21 protein-coding genes are annotated in these 24,065 nt (G+C 29.7%); 13 read left to right on the top strand and 8 right to left on the bottom strand.

From position 1 onward, the window contains the following. Positions 1-190 precede the first annotated feature (190 nt). Positions 191-3,721, top strand: coding sequence for a BREX system P-loop protein BrxC (brxC, locus tag IO99_RS06165; protein WP_035131431.1), 3,531 nt, complete (start codon positions 191-193; stop codon positions 3,719-3,721). Positions 3,722-3,759: 38 nt separating this feature from the next. Here brxC and IO99_RS19815 read toward each other — a convergent pair whose 3' ends face one another. From IO99_RS19815 to IO99_RS06150, 4 genes are all read right to left on the bottom strand, one after another. Next, positions 3,760-3,900: a FeoB-associated Cys-rich membrane protein gene (locus tag IO99_RS19815; RefSeq protein WP_084178095.1), complete on the bottom strand. Its 141-nt coding sequence runs from the start codon at positions 3,898-3,900 to the stop codon at positions 3,760-3,762. 13 nt (positions 3,901-3,913) lie between these two features. Further along, positions 3,914-5,938 (bottom strand): ferrous iron transport protein B, encoded by a 2,025-nt coding sequence (feoB, locus tag IO99_RS06160; protein ID WP_084178094.1) that lies wholly within the window; start codon positions 5,936-5,938, stop codon positions 3,914-3,916. An 88-nt stretch (positions 5,939-6,026) separates the two neighbouring features. Beyond that, the gene (locus IO99_RS06155) at positions 6,027-6,248 is read right to left on the bottom strand and encodes a FeoA family protein (protein ID WP_035131429.1); all 222 of its coding nucleotides are present in this window, start codon (positions 6,246-6,248) and stop codon (positions 6,027-6,029) included. 21 nt (positions 6,249-6,269) lie between these two features. Further along, positions 6,270-6,479, bottom strand: coding sequence for a FeoA family protein (locus tag IO99_RS06150; RefSeq protein ID WP_035131427.1), 210 nt, complete (start codon positions 6,477-6,479; stop codon positions 6,270-6,272). 229 nt (positions 6,480-6,708) lie between these two features. Between IO99_RS06150 and IO99_RS06145 the strand changes: the two genes are divergently transcribed. Next, positions 6,709-7,071 carry a metal-dependent transcriptional regulator gene (locus tag IO99_RS06145; RefSeq protein WP_035131426.1) on the top strand — a complete coding sequence of 121 codons (363 nt, stop codon included), beginning with the start codon at positions 6,709-6,711 and terminating at the stop codon, positions 7,069-7,071. Between the two features lie 91 nt (positions 7,072-7,162). Here the strand turns inward: IO99_RS06145 and IO99_RS06140 are convergent, their stop codons facing one another. Together IO99_RS06140 and msrA are read right to left on the bottom strand one after the other, a co-directional pair. After that, positions 7,163-8,509, bottom strand: coding sequence for a [Fe-Fe] hydrogenase large subunit C-terminal domain-containing protein (locus tag IO99_RS06140; RefSeq protein WP_035131424.1), 1,347 nt, complete (start codon positions 8,507-8,509; stop codon positions 7,163-7,165). Between the two features lie 139 nt (positions 8,510-8,648). Beyond that, complete coding sequence (gene msrA / locus IO99_RS06135) at positions 8,649-9,215, bottom strand: peptide-methionine (S)-S-oxide reductase MsrA (RefSeq protein ID WP_035131422.1); 567 nt, start codon at positions 9,213-9,215, stop codon at positions 8,649-8,651. A gap of 197 nt (positions 9,216-9,412) precedes the next feature. Here msrA and IO99_RS06130 point away from each other — a divergent pair, with 197 nt between their 5' ends. From IO99_RS06130 to nagB, 3 genes are all read left to right on the top strand, one after another. Next, positions 9,413-11,491 carry a tetratricopeptide repeat protein gene (locus tag IO99_RS06130; RefSeq protein WP_035131419.1) on the top strand — a complete coding sequence of 693 codons (2,079 nt, stop codon included), beginning with the start codon at positions 9,413-9,415 and terminating at the stop codon, positions 11,489-11,491. 202 nt (positions 11,492-11,693) lie between these two features. After that, complete coding sequence (locus IO99_RS18325; protein WP_051823958.1) at positions 11,694-12,125, top strand: type II secretion system protein; 432 nt, start codon at positions 11,694-11,696, stop codon at positions 12,123-12,125. A 370-nt stretch (positions 12,126-12,495) separates the two neighbouring features. Continuing rightward, positions 12,496-13,239 (top strand): glucosamine-6-phosphate deaminase, encoded by a 744-nt coding sequence (gene nagB / locus IO99_RS06120; RefSeq protein ID WP_035131417.1) that lies wholly within the window; start codon positions 12,496-12,498, stop codon positions 13,237-13,239. A 69-nt stretch (positions 13,240-13,308) separates the two neighbouring features. Here the strand turns inward: nagB and IO99_RS06115 are convergent, their stop codons facing one another. Then, positions 13,309-14,526 (bottom strand): 6-phosphofructokinase, encoded by a 1,218-nt coding sequence (locus IO99_RS06115; RefSeq protein ID WP_035131415.1) that lies wholly within the window; start codon positions 14,524-14,526, stop codon positions 13,309-13,311. Between the two features lie 257 nt (positions 14,527-14,783). On the opposite strand from IO99_RS06115, the gene IO99_RS06110 reads away from it, so the two are divergent. From IO99_RS06110 to ppaX, 5 genes are all read left to right on the top strand, one after another. After that, positions 14,784-15,776, top strand: coding sequence for a WG repeat-containing protein (locus tag IO99_RS06110; RefSeq protein WP_035131413.1), 993 nt, complete (start codon positions 14,784-14,786; stop codon positions 15,774-15,776). 96 nt (positions 15,777-15,872) lie between these two features. Then, a complete protein-coding gene (locus tag IO99_RS06105; protein WP_035131411.1) occupies positions 15,873-16,814 on the top strand; it encodes a dipeptidase in 942 nt (313 codons plus the stop codon). Positions 16,815-16,947: 133 nt separating this feature from the next. Beyond that, entirely contained in the window at positions 16,948-19,215 is a 2,268-nt protein-coding gene (locus IO99_RS06100) for a VIT and vWA domain-containing protein (protein ID WP_035131409.1), read from the top strand. A 118-nt stretch (positions 19,216-19,333) separates the two neighbouring features. Beyond that, positions 19,334-20,065, top strand: a complete 732-nt coding sequence (locus IO99_RS06095) for a SprT family zinc-dependent metalloprotease (protein ID WP_035131406.1) — start codon at positions 19,334-19,336, stop codon at positions 20,063-20,065. Positions 20,066-20,071: 6 nt separating this feature from the next. Next, positions 20,072-20,701, top strand: coding sequence for a pyrophosphatase PpaX (gene ppaX, locus IO99_RS06090; RefSeq protein WP_035131404.1), 630 nt, complete (start codon positions 20,072-20,074; stop codon positions 20,699-20,701). Positions 20,702-20,912: 211 nt separating this feature from the next. Here the strand turns inward: ppaX and IO99_RS06085 are convergent, their stop codons facing one another. After that, a complete protein-coding gene (locus IO99_RS06085; protein WP_035131401.1) occupies positions 20,913-22,166 on the bottom strand; it encodes a D-alanyl-D-alanine carboxypeptidase family protein in 1,254 nt (417 codons plus the stop codon). A 174-nt stretch (positions 22,167-22,340) separates the two neighbouring features. Here IO99_RS06085 and IO99_RS06080 point away from each other — a divergent pair, with 174 nt between their 5' ends. The 3 genes from IO99_RS06080 (at position 22,341) to IO99_RS06070 (ending at position 24,019) form a co-directional block, all read left to right on the top strand. Then, the gene (locus IO99_RS06080; RefSeq protein WP_035131399.1) at positions 22,341-22,952 is read left to right on the top strand and encodes an NUDIX hydrolase; all 612 of its coding nucleotides are present in this window, start codon (positions 22,341-22,343) and stop codon (positions 22,950-22,952) included. A 61-nt stretch (positions 22,953-23,013) separates the two neighbouring features. After that, on the top strand, positions 23,014-23,613 hold the full coding sequence (locus tag IO99_RS18320) for a hypothetical protein (protein WP_051823957.1): 600 nt from the start codon (positions 23,014-23,016) through the stop codon (positions 23,611-23,613). Between the two features lie 193 nt (positions 23,614-23,806). Further along, positions 23,807-24,019, top strand: a complete 213-nt coding sequence (locus IO99_RS06070) for a hypothetical protein (protein ID WP_035131397.1) — start codon at positions 23,807-23,809, stop codon at positions 24,017-24,019. Positions 24,020-24,065: the final 46 nt, after the last annotated feature.

The following is a 24,065-nucleotide window of genomic DNA, read 5'->3' as shown; positions in this document are numbered from 1 at the left end:
ATGTAATATAGTATGTAAATAATGTTTAAAATTACATTGTTAACCATAGGATTCATATCTGCTTTATATTCATGTCTACAGCTAGTTGTAATATGGTATAATATTAAGGCAAGTTTACATAAGGCTTAAGTAAAAAGCCTATTTATAACCTAGGTATAGGAATAAGTTAATAGTAACCAGGGGGATCAAAATGAACATAAAGTTAAAGGATTTATTTGAGAAAGAAATTAATAGAGATATAAAAGGTGTAATTAAGGTAGGTCAATGTGACCAGGAGAATATAAAGCAGGAACTTGAAGAATACGTGGTTACTGATGAGCTAGGGCGCCATTTTAATGAGTTTTTTCAGGCATACAGCAGAGGCATATTAGATAGTACTGATAGGATTGGAGTATGGATTTCAGGATTTTTTGGTAGCGGTAAATCTCATTTTTTAAAGATTTTATCCTATGTTTTATCTAATGAAACCATAGGAAATAAAAGTACTTTAGATTATTTTTATAGTAAGGAACTACAGGATTCTACCCTAAGGAATATGGAGCTTATAAAGAACCAATCTACAGATACTATCCTTTTTAATATAGATTCTAAGTCTGACCGGGCTTCAGAATTCCATAGGGATGCTATTGTTAATGTACTTAATAGGGTTTTCAATGAAATGCAGGGTTTTTGTGGATCTATGCCTTGGATTGCTGATATGGAAAGACAGATGACTGAAGATGGGGTATATGAAGATTTTAAAGAAGTGTTTCATCATATATCAGGAAAACCTTGGACTCAGGGTAGGGAAGATTTTTATTATGAAGAGGATGCCTTAATAGAGGCTTTATCAAAGGCTACTAAGATGAGTGAAGATGCTGCAAGAAACTGGTATAGTAAATGTGAAGAAAATTATTCCTTAACTATAGACAAGTTTTCTTCTAGGATTAGGGAGTATTGTGATTTAAAGGGAAATAATCATCATGTGGTATTTTTAATAGATGAAATTGGCCAATATTTAGGAGAAGATACTCAGCTTATGCTAAATCTTCAGACAGTGGTGGAGGATTTAGGTAGCAAATGTAAAGGTAGATGCTGGGTTATTGTTACATCTCAAGAGGATTTAGATGTGTTTACTTTAGGTAAAGGCAATGACTTTTCTAAGATTCAAGGAAGGTTTAATACAAGATTATCATTATCTTCTGCTAATGTGGATGAAGTAATTAAAAAACGTATTTTGAGAAAAAAAACTCAGGCAATGGAGATGCTACAAAGTCTATATGAGGAGAGAGAATCTTTTATTAGAAATCTTTTAACCTTCACCACAGATACTGTGGACATGAAATTATATAAGGACATGGATAATTTTGCACAGGTTTATCCCTTTGTACCTTATCAGTTTAACTTATTACAACATGTTTTTAATGGCATAAGAAGCCATGGAGTAGCTGGAAGAAGTTTGTCTAAAGGCGAGAGAAGTTTACTGGGAGCGTATAAGCAAGTGGCAGTTGAGTATATGGACAAAAACATAGGAACCTTAGTTCCATTCTCAGCTTTTTATAGTACTATAGAAACTTTTTTAGACCCTTCTATTAGAATAGTTATTGGTTATGCTGAAAATAATGAAAAGCTAAATAGCTATGATGTTAAAGTCCTTAAATTACTATTCCTTATAAAATATGCTAGGGGAATAAAGGGTAATATTGAGAACTTATCTACTCTTTTAATAGATAATATAGAAGCCTCAAAGAAAGAAGTTAAGGAGCAGGTGCAAGAGTCATTAAGTAAACTTATCAGAGAAACTCTGGTTGAAAAAAATGGTGATGAATTTGTATTTTTAACAATTCAGGAACAAGAGGTAAATAAAGAGATAAAAAATATGACAATTGATAGTGGAGAGATTGCTCAAAGGATAGGTGAGATAGTTTTTGAACATATATATGAAAATTCTAAGTTTGTCTATTCTAAAATTTATTCTTTTAGTTTTAATAAGCTAATAGATGAAAAGGTAAGAGGGTCTAAAAAAAATCCTATAGGAATTAGGATTATAACTGCTAATTATAATTTAGTAGAAGGGGTTAATAAAAATTATCTTAAAGAATTATCTGATAGGGAAAATAATGTGATAATTGATATAGCAAACCAGGATAATTATATAGAGGAAATTGAAAATATACTTAAAATAGAGGGATATTTAAGGCTTAAAGGTACCCTAATATCAACTATTCACATGGAGGATATTAAGACTAAAAAAACTAAGGAAAGAGAACTAAGGTTAAAAAGGGCTAAATTCTTAGTAGAAGAAGCTTTAAGGTGGTCAGATATATATGTAAGTGGCTCCCTCATAAATATTAAGGTAAAAGCTGTGGTGAGTAGAATCAATGAGGGATTAAGAGCCCTTATAGATTCAAGGTTTAACAAAATAAACTATATTACAGAGTTTATAGATAATAGTATTGAACTATATAATATAGTGGAAGCTGATACTCGTCAAAGAACTATAGAAGATAATGAGGTAAATAAATTAGCCTTGGAGGAAGTAAATAATTATATATTAACTAGTAACATGAGAAGTATTAAATTAACTGTGAAAAGCATATTAGCTAGATTTACAAGTCCCCCCTATGGTTGGAAGGAGCTAGATATTCAAGGTATACTCCTGAAGCTATTTAAAAAGCAATATATAAGTATTATATATGCTAAGGAGGTAGTGTCTTCTAATAACAAAGATATAGTAGATTATCTAGTTAAGGGAGAGTATGAAGAAAAGGTTATAGTTATTAGTAGAGAAAAGGTACCTAGTAAATATATAGATTCAGCTAGGGAGTTAATTAAAGAACTCTTTGGAGGAGGCTCTATACCTAATGATGAAGAACTTCTAATGAAGTATTTCAAAGAATTAGGCAAAGAAGAACTTAAGAAAATTAAGGATATGACTTTTAATTATTCAATAAATAAAGGTTATCCTGGAAAAGAAATAGTATTTCTAGGTGAAAAGTTATTTCAAAGTATACTTAATATAGATGATATCCAAGAATTTTTTAAGTATGTCTATGATTTAGGAGAAGAATTCCTAGACTATATAGATTATATTGATAATATAAAGGGATTTTTTTATAGAAAAGAAAACAATACAGTTGACTTAAATGAAAAGGGAGAGCAGAGAATAATCTTTGATGCTGCTATAGACATCCTTAATTCCTTTGAAGAAAATAAGGAATTTATATATGATTCTGAAATAGAAGGACTAGTAGAAGAACTATATGGTATTTTAAGGATGAAAGAGCCTTATAACAGGATTCCTCAGCTACCACCACTTATAGAAAAGTATAATAATAGGGTGTTAGATCTATTAAATAAAGATATAACTCCAGCAATAGAATTTATTAAAGCTTGTAAGGATGAAGTGATAGAAAACTTGAAGGGCTATGATTTCTATAATGAATTTGAAGGTAAAATCAATGAAAGCTTCGAAAACCTTACTAAGAAAACTCTATGTTCAAAGAGTTTTTCAGTTATATTATCAATGTATAAACTTGGAGAGAAACTAAAGTTAAGGTGGTTAAATGAAATTACTTTAGAAACTGGAATAGGAAATGTTGCTAAAGTACTTAGTGTTAGGGAATTGGTTAAGGATGAAAAGAGTATAAAAAATCATGAGGACATAGAATTATTATTAGAAAACTTAAGAAAGCGATTAAATGAAGAGTTAAAGGAAGATATAACAATAAGATTAGTTTAAACCATAAGAAAAGCTGAGGAAATTTCCTCAGCTTTATTTTATCTATGACACTTATTAGCCTGTGAGCAGCCTGAGCAGCCACAGCCACAACCGTCACCTTGAGATTGTTTCTTAAATTGTTTTACTGATACTAATATCATAGCACCTATAACTACAGCACCGATTAAAAATGTTGCCATAGTAACACCTCCTTTATAAAAAGATTAAGCGTCCAACTTGATATATAATTAAGGAAACCACATAGGCTAAACCTGTTTGATATCCTATAGCGATAAATGTCCATTCCCAAGAACCCATTTCACGTTTAATAGCGCCTATAGCCGCAAAGCATGGAGCAGCTAGTAGGGTGAATGCCATGAAAGAGTAAGCACTAACTACATTAAATAGTTGTCCCATAGTTGAAACTAGGTTAGGGTCACTTTCTGTTAGTTCAGCACCAAGTCCGAATAGGACACCAAAGGTAGCAACTACATTTTCTTTAGCTAAGAATCCTGTTACAGTAGCAACGGCAGATTGCCAGTTACCAAAGCCTAGAGGTGCAAATATCGGAGCTATTACATTTCCAATGGAAGCTAATATACTATCTTGTGCGTCTACCATTTGTAAAGACCAGCTAAAGGATTGTAAAAACCAGATAAGACCTGAAGCTACAAATATAATAGTACCAGCTTTTATGATAAAGGCTTTTCCTCTGTCCCACATGTGGATAAGAAGTCCTTTTAAGCTAGGTATTCTGTATTGTGGCAGTTCCATAACAAAAGGAGCTGGATCACCTTTAAATAGCTTAGTTTTCTTAAGGATTATTCCTGAAAGTATAACCATGGCTATACCTAAGAAGTACATTGATGGTGCTGCCCAAGGTTGACTAGGGAAGAAGGCACCAGCTAGTAGTGCAAATACTGGTAGTTTAGCACTACATGGAATAAACGGAGTAAGCATTATAGTCATTTTTCTATCTCTATCATTTTCAATGGTTCTACTTGCCATAACAGCAGGAACACTACAACCAGAACCTATTAACATAGGTATGAAAGATTTTCCAGATAGACCAAATCTACGGAAGATTCTGTCCATGATAAAGGCTACACGAGCCATATAACCACAGTCTTCTAGTAAAGATATTAAGAAGAATAAAACCATTATTTGTGGTACAAATCCAAGAACGGCACCAACACCACCGATAATACCATCTACAATTAGTCCATGTAACCAGTCAGCTACCTGCATATTCATTAACCAATCAGAAACATTTCCTTGAATGAGCTCAGCAAAAAGGGTGTCATTAACCCAATCAGTGGCTATGGTTCCAATGGTAGTAACAGCAATATAATATATACCTAGCATTACTAGTGCAAAAATTGGAAGGGCAAGCCATCTGTTAGTCACAACTTTATCTATTTTATCTGAAGTAGATAAATTAGAATTATTTTTCTTCTTAACACAGGAGGTAATTATTTTACCTATGTAGTCATAACGTTCAGTAGTAATAATACTTTCTGCATCGTCATCAAGAGATTCCTCATAGTTATTAATTAAATTATCTAATTTATCTTTTGTATTGTTATCTAGTTTTAAATATTCTAGAACTTTTTCATCTCTTTCAAAGAGTTTAATATAAAACCAACGTGGATTTTTTATTAAAGAATTTCCTTTTAATAGTTTTTCTATGTTACTTATAACTTCTTCTGTATCCTTACTAAAGGTATTTAATAAGGTAACCTTTGGAGTACTTTTACCAATTTCTACAGCCTTATCAGATAATTCCTTTAGACCTTTTCCCTTAAGGGCAGAGGTTTCTAATACTTCACATCCAAGTGACTTAGAAAGCTTTGAAGTGTTTATTATGTCTCCATTTTTATTTACTACGTCCATCATATTTAAGGCTATAACTACAGGAATTCCAAGTTCTACGAGTTGAGTTGTTAAATAAAGATTTCTTTCAATATTTGATCCATCAACTATATTAATAATCACATCTGGTCTTTCCTCAATTAAGAAGTTACGAGTAACAACTTCTTCTAAGGTATAAGGTGATAATGAATAAATCCCTGGTAAATCAACGATAGTTACATCCTTATGTCCTTTTAATTTTCCTTCTTTCTTTTCTACAGTTACTCCAGGCCAGTTTCCTACATATTGGGAACTCCCTGTAAGTTCATTGAAAATTGTGGTCTTACCACAGTTTGGGTTTCCAGCAAGAGCTATTTTTATACCCATTTTAATCCCCCCTAAATGTTAGCCAATGCTAACTTGCTAATGAAAAATATACAGAGATTTAACTCTGTGGAAATTTTAGATTTAAAAACTATTCAACTAATATTTTTTCAGCATCAGATTTTCTAATAGAAAGTTCATATCCTCGAATAGTTATCTCAATAGGATCTCCTAAGGGAGCTATCTTCCTAAGATGAATAGAAGAGCCTTTAGTAACTCCCATGTCCATAATCCTACGTTTTACAGCACCTTCACCTTGAATTTTAAGTACTGTAACAGTCTGTCCTGGCTTTACATCCTTTAATGTATTCATAATTACCTCCTAAAATAATTCCTATATAATAATCCTATTTGCCATAGATTTATCTATAGCAATACGGCTATCTTTAACATTAATAATTATATTTCCACCTAACTCTGAAATAAGAGTTATACTTTCGCCTACAATAAATCCTAGGCTTTTTAAAAATCTCACCGTTTCTTCTTTACCATTAATTTTCTTTATAAAAACTTTTTCTCCAGATTTGGCCATAGTAAGTGGCATATAAATCCCTCCTTTAAGTATGCACAAGCTAACTAATATTGAAAACGTAAGTTAGCTTTAACTAACCTATATTTTGAGTTTACTATAAATGATTTATGATGTCAACTGAAAATGAGAATAATTTTCATATATTGGGTTATTTTAAATAAGTAAAGAATAATTTTGGAAAGTTGAATGAAAATTTAACCTATGATAAAATAGGTTAAAAGAAACTATACAGGAGATTATTATGAAAATACATGAATCCGGAGAAAATTATTTAGAAACTATTTTATTGCTTCAGAGAAAAAAGGGCTCTGTACGTTCTATAGATATAGCAAATGAATTAGGTTATACAAAGGCTAGCATTAGCAGAGCCATGGGCATACTGAAAAAAGCTGAGTTTATAACCATGGAACAAGGAGGGGAGATAACTCTCACAGAAAAAGGCATGAAAAAGGCCAGTGAAATATATGAAAGACATACTCTCATCACTAAATATCTCATGGACACTTTAAAAGTATCTAAAGAAGTAGCTGATGGAGATGCCTGCCGCATAGAACACATTCTAAGTAATGAAGCCTTTGAAAAAATGAAGGAATTATATAAATAAAAAAATTGAGCATCCACTTATATTAAAGTGCATGCTCAATTTTTGTGAGAGATAAATTAATCTAGTAGGAAGTTTCATAGAGATAGTGTTTTTAAAAGTCTCTATGAAATATTTCAGTTTTGTTTTCATCTTTGTAATCTTCTATGGTGAATATGCCAATGGCATCTAAGATTCCATTCATTACTGGGCTATCGTAGGCAACTTTATATTTAGAGTTATCTGCAAAGGTATCTACGGCTATTTTAGAATTATCTTTAGGGACAATAGCTTTTGGCCCACCAACGCATCCACCTACACATCCCATCCCTTCAATGAAGTTTCCTTTTATAATACCTTTTTGAAGGTCTTGTAATATTTCCTTACATTCTTTTATTCCGTTACCTTGAATAGGAGTTACAAGTTTATATTTTTCAGGGAACATTCTTTCTATGCAATCTTCAATGGCAATTGAAACTCCACCGGTACGTGCATAAAGCCTTCCACCTCGTGAGGCATATTCCATGGAGGTTGTGCCTTCAAGGGTTTCTGGAACTACATTAAAGGCTTCAAAAATTTCTTGTAATTCTGCAAAAGTAAGAACAAAATCAATGTCACCAATCAAGTCAGGAGATTTAACTTCTGCCTTTTTTGCTACACATGGTCCTATAAATACTACCTTTACATCTGGGTTTAATTTTTTTAACACCCTACCAGCTGCAATCATTGGAGATACAGTAGGAGATGTATGTGGCAATAAATCCTTATATACTTTTTTTATCATGCCAACCCACATAGGACAGCAGCAAGATGTAATCATAAAATCTGATTTAGTTTTAACGTGAGCATCAAATTCAATGGTTTCTTTAAGGGTAAGCATATCTGCAAAGAATGCTACTTCCACCATATCAGTAAATCCAAGAGATTTAAAAGCAGTTCTAAGTTGTTCAATGGTACTATCTCCAAATTGACCCATTATAGCAGGGGCTACTGCAGCTACTACAGGAGTGTTTTCCTTTAAAAGTTTAGCAAGAGGCATAAATTCAACAGTATCTAGAATGCTTCCAGTTGGACATCCTTCTACACAGAATCCACAATCGGTACATTTATCATTATCTATATAAGTACACTTAGTTTTTTCATCATATAAAATGGCATCAAAGGGGCAGCTTTCTTGACATTTTGTCTTTCCATCACAATCTACCTTACACTCCATTTTACATAGTTTAATTTTATTAACAATTTTATGATCTGATTCATAATTATTTATGGCTTTTTTTAAATCTTCTATGTAATTATTACTAAAGGACAAATTCACTCCACAGAGAGAAGAAATTTCTGCAGCTAAGACTTCTTTATCAACTGTGTTATCCTTTAATAATTCTTCAATAACATTCTCTAATTTATCATTATAGTAGGCATTGATAAGGGTTTTAAATAATTCACTATGTTGTTTTTTCATAACAGCACATCCAATCTTAAAATATTTTATCCGATGACTACCAGCTCTAATACTCCCATCTTATTTAAATTGTGAGTGTAAGAGCTGTTACGTTCCTGGATAACGATTTCTAAAGCTTCATAGAAGCTAAGAACTCTGTTTAGTCTTCATATATTTTATAATAATCATCACCCCAATATTTTGCTATAAACTCATCTCTTCCAGATATACTTCTATCCTTTTTATATTCTGTTGGATGGGTTTTATAAAATTCTTGATGATATTCTTCTGCTTCATAGAAGTTTGATGCTGGAAGAATCCTAGTAACTACTTCTTTAGGGAATCTACCTGAATGGTTTAGAGCTTTTTTAGATTTTTCGGCAATTATTCTTTGATTCTCATCCATGTAGAAGATAGCAGCAATGTAGGAAGAGCCTCTATCTTGAAATTGACCTTCATCATCCGTTGGATCTATCTGTCTCCAAAAGGCATCTAGGAGCTTTTCATAGGAGATGATAGTAGAATCATATATAATTTTAATAGCTTCATAATGACCTGTACCTTGAGATTTTACATCTTTATAGGTAGGGCTTTTAAGTTCACCTCCAGTATACCCAGAAGTAACACTTATAATTCCATCTAATACATCAAAAGGGGATACCATGCACCAAAAGCAGCCACCAGCAAATATAGCAGTTTTGTAATTTTCACTATTAATATTCTGCATTTTCAATTGCCTCCTAAATTTTGTTTTTAATTATATATTACCATATTTTAAAGAAATATATAGTAATTATAATCCATATGAAATATAAATAATATGACAATATATGAAAGTTAATCATTTATTAATTTAGATTTATACCCATATATGGTAAAATTGAATATGGATGCGTAGGGCTTATCTTATGTTTAGGAGGAAATATGGATTACAACAAATTTAACATAGAAGAAAAGTATGACAATTATAATAATATAACCAAGGTAGAAGCTGAAAAGATACTGTTAAAATTAGATAGTGTGATAGATCATGATAAAGGATATGATTATTACATATTAAAGGGAAAGATGCTCCTTAAGCTGGATAGAATGAAGGATGCTTTTCATGCTTTAGAAAAGGCTATGACCTTTAATAAAACTGATGAAGTATATGACCTTTTATCCTTTGCCTATTATGAGGAAGAAGATTATGAAAAAGCACTTTATTATATAAATTTATCCTTTGGAATAACAGTAGATGAATATATTTATAATCATAAAGGAAAAACTTTAGAAAGATTAGACAGGTTTGAAGAAGCTTTTGAAGCCTATTATGAAGGACTTAATTATGCTCTCTCTAGTTATAGTAGTTATGGAGATGTAGAGATATTTGGTGAAAACTTAGCTAGACTAGGTGGAATTTTAAAAAATCAATATTTAGATAACATAAAGAAATTTATAAATTTAAGAGATTATTATAATCTTTATGAAAACTATATGAAACTTCTTCAAGTTATTCTTAAGGAAGAAGAAAACGATCACTATCATAGTAGTTCTGAATATGTAAGTGTAAAATATCTAGAGTTAGTTGAAGAAGGAAAATATATTTTAATTGATAATGATTACTTTTTAGAGATGATTAATATTTATAAAATTCTATATCAAATAGAAAATAATTCAGAGTATGAGGATAGGGAGTATATTAATAAAATCTATATAGACAATAAGGTGAGGGACTTTATTGATGCTGTTATGGAAAGAACTTCACTTACTAAGGATGTAGATATAATTTTAAAAGTTTTAAATGAAGTTATAGGCATTAAAAATAGAGATTACTATGACTACTTGTATCATAAAGGTTTTATTTTTATGAAACTAAAAAGATATGATGAGGCATTAGAGGTATTAAGTAGCATAACTAGTGATAAGAAATCACCTTATAATATAAAAGTTCAAAGCTATGAGTGTATAATTAAAAAAATGTATGAAGCTGAAGATATATATAAGGGAAATTATAATGAGTATAAAAAAAGTATGTCAGATCTCCTTAGAGATGAAATTCATAGGATAAAGGAAGATGAATATTTAACTTTAGATGATAGATGTGACAGAATAATACACAACTGCAAGAGGGCTATTAATTTAGAACTAGATAATGATTTTTGGTATGATTATATAGAAGTGTTATCTTTGGAACTAGGTGAGGAGTATGAAGTTATTGTAAAAAACCAATCAGTATACAAAGTGATACAAAATTATAATAAAGCTATAAATATATATGATAGGCTCATTGAGGTGAAAAGTGATGGTCCCCATGGGTATTATAGAAAAGGAAGGGCAATTGTATTAGTATTGAGACTTTTAAATAGCTCTAAGACATCCTTAAAGGATTTAGTTGGAGTTCATAATTTAGATTGTTTTTCTTATTCAGAGGTTATATACAATCTTAATAAGGCTATTAGTTTGAAAAGTGACAATGGTAAATACTTTAACCTTTTAGCAAGAACCCATTTTGAGATTGGGGAATATGAGAAATCCATGGGATATATTGAACAAGCACTTACCCTAGCACCTAATGATTTATATATGAATTTAAATAAGGTGTGTATTTATATTAGAAGATATAAGTACACAGAAGCAGTGGATTATTTATTTAAGATGTCCTATAAAGATATGAATAGAGGTACCGTAAGAAAAACTTTTCTTTCAAGAAAGGAAATTCTTAGTTTCTTAATGGGTATATTTAATTTATATACAAGGCAAGATAAAATTTACTATATAATAGCTTATTATTTTTATGCTATAGTTGATTTTCAATATGATAAAGCCTTAACCTTTATTAATAATGCTATAGAGATGTCTGATGATGAAAGATACTACTTGCTTAAAGCTAAAATATATTTTAAAGATGGAAAGTTTAAAGAAGCATTAAAGTGTGCAGAAGAAGCTATAGTTATTGACGATCATTATGATGAAGCTTTTCTTATAAAAGAAAAATGTAATGAAAAATTAACTGATAATTAGTATGTAAATATTGTAAACACCCAGGATTAAAATAAAGCCTAGGTGTTTTTATTTATGAAGAAAATATTTTATGAAGAAAATATATATAAAGTTATAGAAAAAAATAGGAATTATTGTATAGTTATGTATTTAATGGATAACATAGTTTATGTGCATAAATTGTAACATAAATTCTTAAATCAAATAGGAAAGGAGGAATAGTGTGAATAAGAAAATTAATAGAACTAAGAAAAAGGGGTTTACCTTAATTGAGTTACTAGTAGTTTTAGGGATAATAGGTGTATTAGCCTTAGCAGTAGCACCAACAATGGTATCTAAGGTGGATGAAGCTAAAGAAAAGACAGATGTTTCAAGCGCTAAGGCCATAGCTATGGCAGTTAAAACTGAGATCATAGAAGGAAAATCAACGATTTCAGGAAAGATATCAGATACAGAATTACCAAACCTAATTAATAAATATTTTGATGGTAAAATTCCAACACCTCAATCTAAGGATGGAAATTTTATTGTAAACGTAGCTGATAATAAAGTTACTGTTACAGCTGACGGAAAAGAATTTTATCCTAATTATGTTGAAGACGATACAGTACCAGCAAGTACGCCAGTTGTAGAAGGCGGAGGCGACGGAAACTAGGAACCAGATAAATAAACAACACCTGTGGAACTTAATTACTTCTAGATAATACATAATTAATCATCTGAAACCTAATGATGAGGAAGGTTTTTATAACTTTCTATAAGATATAAATATATAAAATATAAGAGAGTGGAATTTAAACATTTTTCCTATTAACTATTCCTGAAAGTAGTTCATAGGAAGGTGAATGCAATTATTTTCTGCTCTTTTTTTATTGGCATAAGTTACGAAATTAAATCTTTATATTAAAATTTACTTATCTAATATATGTTATAATAGAATATATATTCTATTATATACTAAATTAAACTTAAGGAGAGCATACAACCTATTTGTAATTGAACTTAAGCACAGAGGAGGAATAAAAATGAATGTTATTAAAGCAGAAGATTATGAAAGTATGAGTAGAAAAGCTGCCAATATAATTTCTGCTCAAGTTATACTTTACCCAAACTCTGTATTAGGACTTGCCACTGGTTCTACTCCATTAGGAGTATACAAGCAGTTAATTGATATATACAATGATAGAGAATTGGATTTTTCAAAGGTACATAGTGTAAATTTAGATGAATACTATGGTTTGTCACCAGACCATAATCAAAGTTACCATTCTTATATGAAGGAAAATTTCTTTAAGAATATTAATATGCCGTCAAAAAATATTAATATACCTAATGGACTCGCTTCTAATATTGATTTAGAGTGTAGTAGATATGATAAATTAATTTCAGATTTTGGAGGCATTGATCTTCAGCTTTTAGGTATAGGTCATAATGGACATATAGGCTTTAATGAACCGGGAGAAGTCTTTGAAAAGAACACTCATAAGGTTAAGTTAAATAAAAGTACTATTGATGCTAATTCAAGATTCTTTAATAGTATTGAAGAAGTGCCTAAGTATGCTATTACTATGGGAATAAAGGCTATTATGCAGTCAAAACGAATTCTTTTAGTAGTAAATGGAATTAGTAAGGCGGACATTTTGTATGAAGCTCTTTTAGGAGCAATTACACCAAAAATTCCTGCTTCAATATTACAATTACATCCTAATTTAACTATTATCGCAGATAAAGATGCTCTTTCTATCATTGAAAAAAAGGCGAAAATTTAATTTATAAAAGGAGTGATTTCTTGTTTTAAATCACTCCTTTTAATATAAAAAAATGTAATATTGATTCTACTATTTTGTTATGAAAGCGTATTTTGGAAGACCATTTTCGTATTGAATTTTTGGTTCTCCCATAATTAGAGGTAGTGTATACTCATAAGCTTCTTTAGTTACATTGTTACCTTCTTCATTGATCCATTCCTTAGGGAAATATTTTATTGAGTTTGCTACTTTTGAAGTGTGCACTGCAAAGGTTTCTGATTTATATGGAGCATTAGAAACTCTCTTAATACCTATCATATAACCACTTTCACCTTCTGCAGAGTATTTTAATGCAGCAAATCCACAATTAAAGGCTTCATCAATATCAGTTTGAGAAGCAAAGTGCATTGCGCAACGTTGCATAGTTGAAAGTTCTATGGCTCTTACTTTTTTGCAAACTCCATTTTCAGTGATTACATTTTTGATATAACTACAAACCCCACCTAATTGAGCGTGACCAAATTTATCTAGACCAGTACCACCCATTTCACCAAGGAAAGTACCATCTGCTGTTCTTATTCCTTCAGAAACTACTACAATTACAGAATTTTTTTCTTCTAATTTTTTAGCCACATCTTTTAAAAACTTAGCTTCATCAAAGGCAACTTCAGGAAGATAAATTAAATCTACCACTGGTTCTCCATTTAATGTAGCAATACAAGAACTAGCAGCTAGCCATCCTGTATCACGGCCCATTGCCTCTATAACAAATACATTTTTTGCAGTATAAACACTAGCATCTAGTTTGTTTTCTAGGGCTATAGTTGATATAAACTTAGCAGCACTTCCAAAACCAGGAGTATGATCCATTACTGGAAGGTCATTATCTATGGTTTTAGGAACTCCAAAGAATTTTACAGGAAGGTTATGCTCCTTTGCATAGTTACTAAGTTTATGAACTGTATCCATGGAATCATTTCCACCAATGTAGAAGAAAGTATCAATTTCATGCTTCTTAAAAATCTCAAAAAGTTTTATGTATTCTTCTTTGTTATCTTCATAGGTTTTTAATTTGTATCTACAAGATCCAAGTCCTGAAGATGGTGTATAAATTAATCTGTTAATAACTTCACTGTCAATATGAGAAAGATTTATTATATTTTCATTTAAAATTCCCTCAATACCGTTAATTCCTGCATATACATTGTCAAAATAGTGTAGTTCTTCATTTGCTTTAAATACTCCCATTGCGCTAGCATTTATTACAGATGTAGGACCACCAGATTGAGCTACTATACAATTTTTCATATATTTAACACTCCTTTGTATTGTGTAGAGATATCTACACTTATTATTACATCTTTTTAATTATAATATAAATTATAATTACTAACAATTAGTATAATTAAATAGACATTGTATTAATAATATATAAGGTATGAGATAATAGTTTTTAAATAGTTAAATATATAGAATAGGTTATCTTTAATTAGGTTAATATAAGACTTTTTATTCGTATAAATGGTATAATATTCATATATTTAAAAAGCAAAGGAGAAAAGATTATGAAAATGTATCCCGTTGAATTAGATAATAAATATGGTTATATAGATGAAAATGGAAAAACTATAGTTCCTTTTATTTTTGATTATGCCGATGACTTTGAGGATGAAATGGGCTTTGTAGAGGTAGATGGATTATGTGGTTTTATCAATAGACAAGGAGATTACATAATAGCTCCTAAATATGATGATATAAATTATTTTAATGAAGGCATGGCTTTAGTTGAGTTAGACCATAGATATGGATATATAGACTTACAGGGCAATGAGGTAATAAAAGTAAAATATGAAGAAGGAAAAGGATTCACTGAAGGACTTGCAGCAGTGAAAATATTAGGAAAGTGGGGATATATCAATGGCCATGGCAAGATGATTATATCACCTACTTTTGATGAAGCTAATGAGTTTGAAGAGAATGGTTTGGCTATAGTTAGAAAAGGTGAGAACTATGGATATATAAATGGGGAAGGTCAGTGTATTAGTAGTTTTATATATGAATATGCTAACAACTTTAATGAAGGTTTAGCCAATGTGGGATTAGAGGGTAAAAATGTATATGTGGATGAAAACTTTAATATAAAGATAGACGGAAATTTTGATTTTACTAACGAATTTCTTAATGGCCTTGCAGCTGTATCCCAAGATAATATATGGGGATATATTAATAATGCTGGTGACTTTGTTATTGAAAAAAGATATAGCTGGGCAGATAATTTTAATACAGAATATGCAGCAGTTTCCATAGAAGATAAATATGGATTTATAGATAGAAGTGGGAACATAATAATACCTATAGAGTATGATAATGTTCTTGAGTATAGTGAAGGTCTATTTTCTGTTGAAATTAACGAGAAGTGGGGCTTTGTAGATTTAAAAGGTCATGTAGTTATAGAACCTAAATTTCATGAAGTAGATAACTTTTACAATGGAATATGTAAGGTTATAATAGATGAAAAAGAAGGATATATAAATAAAGAAGGAGAATTTATAATATAGATAATAGGGATAGAATTTTAATATTTATGGTAATGAATAATTTGTAAATTCGTAATTTAATAGAAGATATAGTCTTAGAATTAAGGGGGATATAATATGAGTATAATTGATTTGCATTGTGATACAATTTGTCATTTAATAGATAATAAGGATATGGAATTAAAGAGAAATCATCTAGCTATTGATTTAGAAAAGTTAACAAAAGGTAATTCCTTAGCACAATTTTTTGCCTTGTTTATTGATCTTAATGAGCATCCTAAGGCATTTAATAGAGCCATGGATATGCTTAATAAATTTTATGAAGAGTTAGAAAAAAATAATCATAAAATATCTGTAGCAAAAAATTATGATGATTTTGAAGTGAATAAGGAGGAGGATAAAATATCAGCTTTCTTGACCATTGAAGAAGGTGAAGCTATAGAAGGCTCTCTTAAGAATTTAAGAAATTTTTATGACCTAGGAGTTAGACTTATGACATTAACCTGGAATTATGAAAATAGTATAGGTTATCCAAATTGCAGAGAAGAGTTTCGAAATAAAGGGTTAAAAACCTTTGGATTAGAAACCCTTGAAGAAATGAATAGGCTAGGCATGATTATTGACGTTTCACACCTATCCGATGGAGGGTTCTATGATGTGGCAAGATATAGTAAGAAACCTTTTGTAGCATCACATTCAAACAGTAGAGCTGTATGTAATCACAGCAGAAATTTAACTGATGATATGATTAGAACTCTCAGTGAAAAGGGGGGCATAACTGGCATCAACTTTGAAAAATCTTTCTTAATAGAAGGCGGAAGTAAAAGTGCTGTTACAGATATGGTTAAACATATAAATCATATCTGTAATGTTGGGGGTATAGATGTATTATCCCTTGGTAGTGATTTTGATGGAATAAATCCTAAAAATCTAGAAATTAGTAATATGGGAGAGATAGATAAACTCATTACAGCATTACAAAAAGAAGGATATCATGAAAGTCATATAGAAAAAATATTATATAAGAATGCTTTGAGAGTAATAAAAGAAGTTATGTAGTACAATATAATTTATAGAAACTTTTATATTAAATTATATGACTATGGCTAAGTCCCTAGATAATAATTTATCCTTCAGAGGGAGGAAAAACTCCTTCTGAAGGAAATGTAGATAACATAAAAGGAGTGAGGTTATGGAATATGAAAAGTTACAGAACAATATTTCTAAGGGCGAAATATTGTTAAAAAAGGTAGATATAGAAGGTAATATTTGTGGAGAATTTGTTGAATTTACAATTAGCCATGTTTATGAAAATATTGGTGAAGATGATGTAAAAGGAATTTATACCTTCCCTATACCAGAAACTGCTGTTATTTCAGGTTTTGAAGCTAATATAGGTGGCATGGTTATAAAAGGTAAAGTAGAAGATAAAAAAGAAATAGAGAAAATTTATGAAAATATTGGAGAAGATTCAGGAAGTAAACTTATATTAGAAGAACTAAATAATAACTATTTTAAAATGTCAATTGGAACAATTTTAAAAGGTGAAACTGTAGTTATAAAGATCTCTTATATTGAAGAGCTAGTATATGAACATTCCAAGCTTAAGTTAATTATTCCTAAGATTGTACTTCCAGAAAATCCATATAATGAAGAACAAAGTCAACAAGAAGACTATAAATTATCTTTAAATCTATTAGTAGAGACCTTTGAAAGTGCTAAATTTTCTTGTAATACTCATAAAATCCAGGTAGAAGAAGAAGAGGATGATGATTGCAATTTATACAAAATAACACTTCATGGTGAAGATCAGATTCTGGATAGTGCTATGACAATTTATTTAGAGGAAAATTCCAGTGAAACAAGTGGAATTATATATGAGAATTATAGTGAAGACAATGGAATTGTTTATTTGAGATTTCTACCTGAAATTGAAGAGGATGTAGAAGAGAAAAATGGAAACTATATATTCCTTATAGACATATCAGAATCCATGGAAGGAGATAAGTTAAAAGAGGCTAAAACTGCTTTACACTTATGTCTTAGAAATTTATATAAAGGTGATACCTTTAACATAGTTGCTATGGGTGACACCCTAAAGCATTTTTCAGAGAGTAGAAGAGTTGAATTTAATGATGAAAATTTAAAGGAAGCATCTAAGTGGATAGATAAGTTAGCTTGTGAAAATGATGCTAATATATTTGATGGAATAAAATATGCCTTTTTAAATGAAGATAAGGGAGAAGAAAATACTATCATTTTATTTACTGATGACGTAGTGGATGATGAGAAAGATATCCTTGATTATGTAGAAAAAACTTGCGTAGGAAGCAGAATTTTTCCTTTTGGAATAGATGCCTCTGTTAATACCTATTTCATCAATAAAATAGCAAGAATTACCTTTGGAAAAGCAGAATTTATTAATAGAAGTATTAGAATAGAAGATGTAATCTTAAATCAGTTCAATAGAATAAGAGGACTACAAATAACAGATATTGAAATTGATTGGGGTGGAATGAAGGTTGAGAAAACTTACCCTAGAACCATAGAATATATGTATGATGGAGAACCATTTTCAATATTTGCTAAGATGGATGGGAATCTAGAAGGTATTGTTACTCTTAATGGTATGGTTGGAGATAGAAGAATACAACGAAGAATAGTTCTAACTAAATTAGACTTAGAGGTTAATGCAAATTTAATTGAAAAGGTTTGGTATAAGAAAAGAATAGAATCTTTAGAGAATAGAATCGTCTATGAACGTGGAGAAGTTCATGAGGCTATGAAAAATAAGATTATAGAGTTATCTACTGACATTGGAATTATAAGTGATGAAACATCCTTTATTTTAATAGAAGAAATTTATGAACCTGTACTGGGAGGAGTTATGAGAAAATTCTTACCAGTTAACATAGATTTCAATAAGGGTGATACAAATATAATTTCTCCGAAGTTCTACTATAGTCAAAGTCTAGATGAATTGCAGTTAGAAAATTTAATGGATGAGGGTATAGATAAATCAGAATTCCTACGTGTGTTAGCAACACAACAATTAGCAAGTGGTGCCTTTGGTAAATCTGTAGAGGATAATAAAATAGATAAGGTTATATATACTGCTAGAAGTATAGTAGCTTTTACTCACCACGGTGAAGGTATAGAAATATATAAAAATCTACTAACTAAAGCTGTAGTATATCTTGTGGAAAATTATGAAGAATTTGTAGAGAATGAAGATGTACTAATCTTGACATATGTTGCTCTTAAATCTTTTGCAGATAAGGTAATAGTTAAAGATAATAAAAAGACAAGGCTTTTAAATGCAATAAATTCCTTAGAAAGTCATATTGAAGAATTAAATATTGATATAAGTAAGATTAATGAGGAAATATTAAGAAGTATAGAAGGTGCAAAAGAAAAAGATCAATTAAGCAGACTTATATATAAATCAATAAAATATTAAGTTAGTCTGTGTTAAAATGCTCTAAATATTAGATAAGGGCTGAGCATGTAATATAATTATAATGCATGCTCAGTATTTTTATAGAAAAAATCTATTTAAGGAAGGTAGTACATACTTAATGATTGACACTGAAGTTAACAAAAATGATAAAGTGAATATGAGAGATTTTATAAAGAAAGATTTTTGCAGAAGACGTAAACTTAATGTGCTAAATTCTATAGATATTTTGACATTAGAAAATATTTCTAACCTTATAAATATATACGATGGTTATGTATTAAAGGGGTATTTAGTAAATGCTATACCAAAGGGTATTAAAGTATCCTTATCCAATAGGATGACTTCAAGTGCTGGAAAGACTATCTTTTCAAAAAGAGGAAGAGAATGTACCTATGAGATTAGAATAAGTAATAGAGTCATAAAAGAATATATAGAAGATAATAGAAGTAAATTTGTATGTGGAATAGAAGCTAAGGATGCACTAGAAGCTCTTATGCTTATTTTAGAGCATGAGCTTTGCCATGTCATAGAATTTAGTGAGTATGGAAGCTCTAATTGTAAAGGTGAAAGATTTAAAAATATAGCCTTTAATTTATTTGGACATACAAGTAGTTATCATGAAATATTAAAGAGTAAAGATGTCTTAAATAAGACCATAAATAACTCATTTGTTAAAGGACAAGTTGTTCAATTTAAATACAAAGGTATATTTTATGAAGGAATAATTAGCAATATTAATAAAAGAGCTACAGTGATGGTGAAGGATATAAAGGGTACATATAGAGATAACCATGGATTGAGTTATTCAAAGTGGTACATTCCGCTAAAATTACTTATAAATAAGGAGTAGAAAGATATGATTAAAGCAATACTGTTTGACCTAGATGGTACAATAATAGATACCAATGAATTAATATTAACTTCCTTTAATTATGTATTAAATAATTATTTAGGATTAAATATAGGAAAGGAGGAAATTGTAGAATCCTTTGGTATACCACTTAAAGATGTATTGAGTGAATATGATAAAGAGAGAGCTGATGAATTAGTTGATGAATACATAAGATACTGTCTTAATTGCCATGATAAATACATAAAATCTTATGATCACGTGGAAGATGGACTATTAAAGCTAAAAGATAAAGGATTAAAATTAGCAATAGTTACATCTAAAAAAAGGGGAACGGCTTTAAGAGGACTTAATTGTTTTGACTTAGAGAAATATTTTGATGTAATAATTACTCCAGAAGATAGTAGGAAACATAAGCCAGATGGTGAACCAGTGTTAAAAGCTTGTGAAGTCTTAAAGGTGAACCCTAGTGAAACTATAATGGTAGGAGATAGCCATAATGATATATTATGCGGAAAGAATGCAGGAGCAAAAACTTGCCTAGTAAATTATACTGCACTAAATATAGAAAAGATTAAAACACATAATCCTGATTATATAATAGATAAAATTGAAGACATTATAAAGTTTATTTAGTATTTTAGGTGTTTACCGCAAAAATAATCATAAGTATCATTGTCATAATTGAGAATGATAAAATAAAATAGTTTAAAATTTAAATTTAACTTATTATAATATATAAAATTAATTAGTAAATAGAAAAAAACTATTAATGTAGAATTACAAATATTTACACAAAAAAAGATTCCCTATGATTAATATTAACATAGGGAATCTTTAAAACTATCTATATATACGATTTCTTTTTTTTTCTACGTTTTTTGTTTATTTTAGATATTATTAGTATTACTAAAGATGCTATTATTATTAATACTAATAGAGCTAATACATAATAAAGGATATTACTTTTTATTATATCCATATTGGATAGTCCAGAATATATATCATATTGTTTTTCATATCCCTTTATATTAACAGTAGCTTTACCAATAGATTTATCTTTACTTAAAGTCCAAATATTTATCTTACCTACTTCAGAATTAAATTCTGGTTCTAAGTCTGTTGAATATAATGAAATATCCTCATGAATAGTAACTGGAACTTTAATCGCTTTTTTAGGTCCTATAAGAGGTAAAATTTTATATTCCATAGTAACTTCTGAAATTTCAGTGTTCTTAGCTTTGAAGACTTCTTTTTCTGCATTGAAGCCATAATTGGCTAGGTTTGTAGTATCTTCAAAAACCTGAGTGTCTACTGGAAAATTATAATCTGAGCCTAATACCACCGTTGCTAAAGTATGTCCATTCCTTTGATATAAAGCTGCTAAGCATCTTCCAGACTTTTCTGTATAACCAGTTTTTCCACCAATGTTTCCGTCTACACCTATAAGTTTATTTCTATTTTCAACTATTGATGATGGTCCATTAGTAGATTTTACTTCTGATTCCTTTTTAGACATAGTTTCTCTAATCCACTCATTACCGTAAGCTGCATTTAATAATAGGGATAAATCATATGCTGTAGTATAGTGATCATCAGTGTTATCATCAAGGCCATTAGGTGTTACAAAATTAGTATTGGTCATACCTAAAGCTTTAGCTTTTTCATTCATCATTGTAATGAACTTTTCCTTTGTTCCACCAACATTTTCAGCAACCATATAAGCAATATCATTACCTGAATAAAGAAGTAGTATGTCCATAGCATCTTTACCGGTAAATGTATCTCCAGGAGTTACTGGATGAACATTAAGTCCATAAGAATAAGGCTCTTCTTTTAAGGCTGCAGCTGGATAAGTAAGTAAATCGGTTTTACTTTTATTTTCAGCTAATAGTAAAGCAGTCATCAGCTTAGTAATACTCGCTGGTTGTTTCTTTTCATCGATATTTTTAGAATAGATTATTTCCTTTGTTTCTAAGTCCATAACAATAGCAGAAGTACCAACGATTTCAGGTTGAGTTTCTGCAATGGCTATAGTTGAGAAAGAAAAGGTAAATACTAAAGTAAAAAATACCCATAATGATAAAATTCTCTTTTTCACAAGTCATCTCTCCAATTTTATATTTTAGAATTAAATAAGTCCTATCTAGTATAACATTTACTGTAATTTTCAACAAGGACAAAGAAAAAATATGTTATTAATAATATGTTATATTTTTATTATCTAATATTGTGGTATGCTATATATAAGATATTTAGAAGGAGCAGTGAACTGATGACAAATATAAATATTGATAGAATAAATGATATTTTTAAAGATAGGGAGTCCACATCTATACAACCTATGAAAAAAGCAGCAGTGATGATTCTTTTACAGGTTATAGACGATGAGGTTTATATAATTTTTCAAGTTAGAGCTAAAAAATTAAATAGTCAGCCTGGAGATGTTTGTCTACCTGGTGGAAAGGTTGAAGAAGGAGAGTCTTTTAGAGATGCTGCAATAAGAGAAACCATGGAAGAGATGAATATTAAAAAAGAAGATTTTGAAGTTATTGGTGAAATGGATTATTTCTTATCACCATACCTCATGATAATGCGTCCCTATATCGCTAAACTTAATACAAATAATATTAAGTTTAATACAAGTGAAGTTGATCATATATTTAAGGTACCAATAAAATTTTTTATTGATACAGAACCATTACTATATAAAATGGATATTGGCCCAATAAATCAAGATGGATTTCCCTTTCATTTAATAAACGGAGGTAAGGATTATAAATTTTCAAAGGGGGTATTAGATGAATACTTTTATCAGTGGAATAATTATGTAATTTGGGGTTTTACAGCTCATATTATAAAATCTTTCATTGATATCATAAAATAGTAATTACATCCATATAAATAAGTAAAGAAAATATTTAACTGCCTTAGGAGGTGTAATATGTATGGTAAATAGAACTTCTGTAAGCATATTAATACAAGATATGATGAATAAACTTGAGGAAATTGGTATTCACAGTATTCTTGTCAGATCTAAGGAAGAAGCTAAAAATTTTATTATGTATCATATAGATATTGGAACTCAAGTAAGAATAGATGATTGTTTAGAGTTAAATGATTTAAACTTAGAAAAAGCTGTCATAGAAAAAGGTGGTACCATATTAAACAAAGAAGTAGGGGCTTTAGATTTCAAAGAGGGCAAAAAAAGATCCTCAACTATATCCCAACTAGATTTATATGGTTGTAGCCACTTATTGGACGAGTTTACTGAATTTTCTCATTATATCACTGACAATGAAGATTTGTTAAGTTGTATTTATGGAATAAAAAAAATAGCAGTCATTAATATAGGCTTAAATAATAAGATTCCTAATGAGCTACTTCCTATATATGAAAAAATAATGAATATTGATAGTGAAAAGATTATTAACCTTAAAAATCATATAGCAAAAAAAGAAAATAATAGCTTGGATATCCATAATACTCAAAGAAATGTAGGACATAAAAATATAAGTATTGACATAAGTGTAGTTTTCATAGGATAAATTTATATATATATTTTAGTAATTGTAGTACAACTCCATCATTTTTTAAAATATTATAATTATATTTTAAATATATTCGAAAATTCTTAAATATAGAAAACCTCTCAATAAATCCACTAAAAATACTTTATTTTGTGAAAATTCTCATTTATAATTTAGGGTATTAAATGTGTATTTATTGGGGGTGGTATGCTTGGTTAAGTGTGATTTTTTATCAACTTATGATGAGTATGTAGAGTGTTCAAAGGACTGTGCCCTTTATAATTGGGCTGAAAATAATAATAAGTGCCCCTTTAAAGAGCTTAGCAGCAAGGGGAGCAAAATAAAAAATCTCTATGATTATGATTTGTACAAGGAGGATAAGTCGTTGCCTATATCTCTTTTATACAAAGACAGCTACTTATAATTAAATTGTTTTTAATATGGATTTTTTATAACATAATATCTATATT

Source organism: Clostridium sulfidigenes, assembly GCF_000732635.1.
Classification (GTDB): Bacteria; Bacillota; Clostridia; order Clostridiales; family Clostridiaceae; genus Clostridium_J; species Clostridium_J sulfidigenes.
Note: the sequence above shows the minus strand (reverse complement) of the source record. Positions and strands in the feature narration are given on the sequence as shown.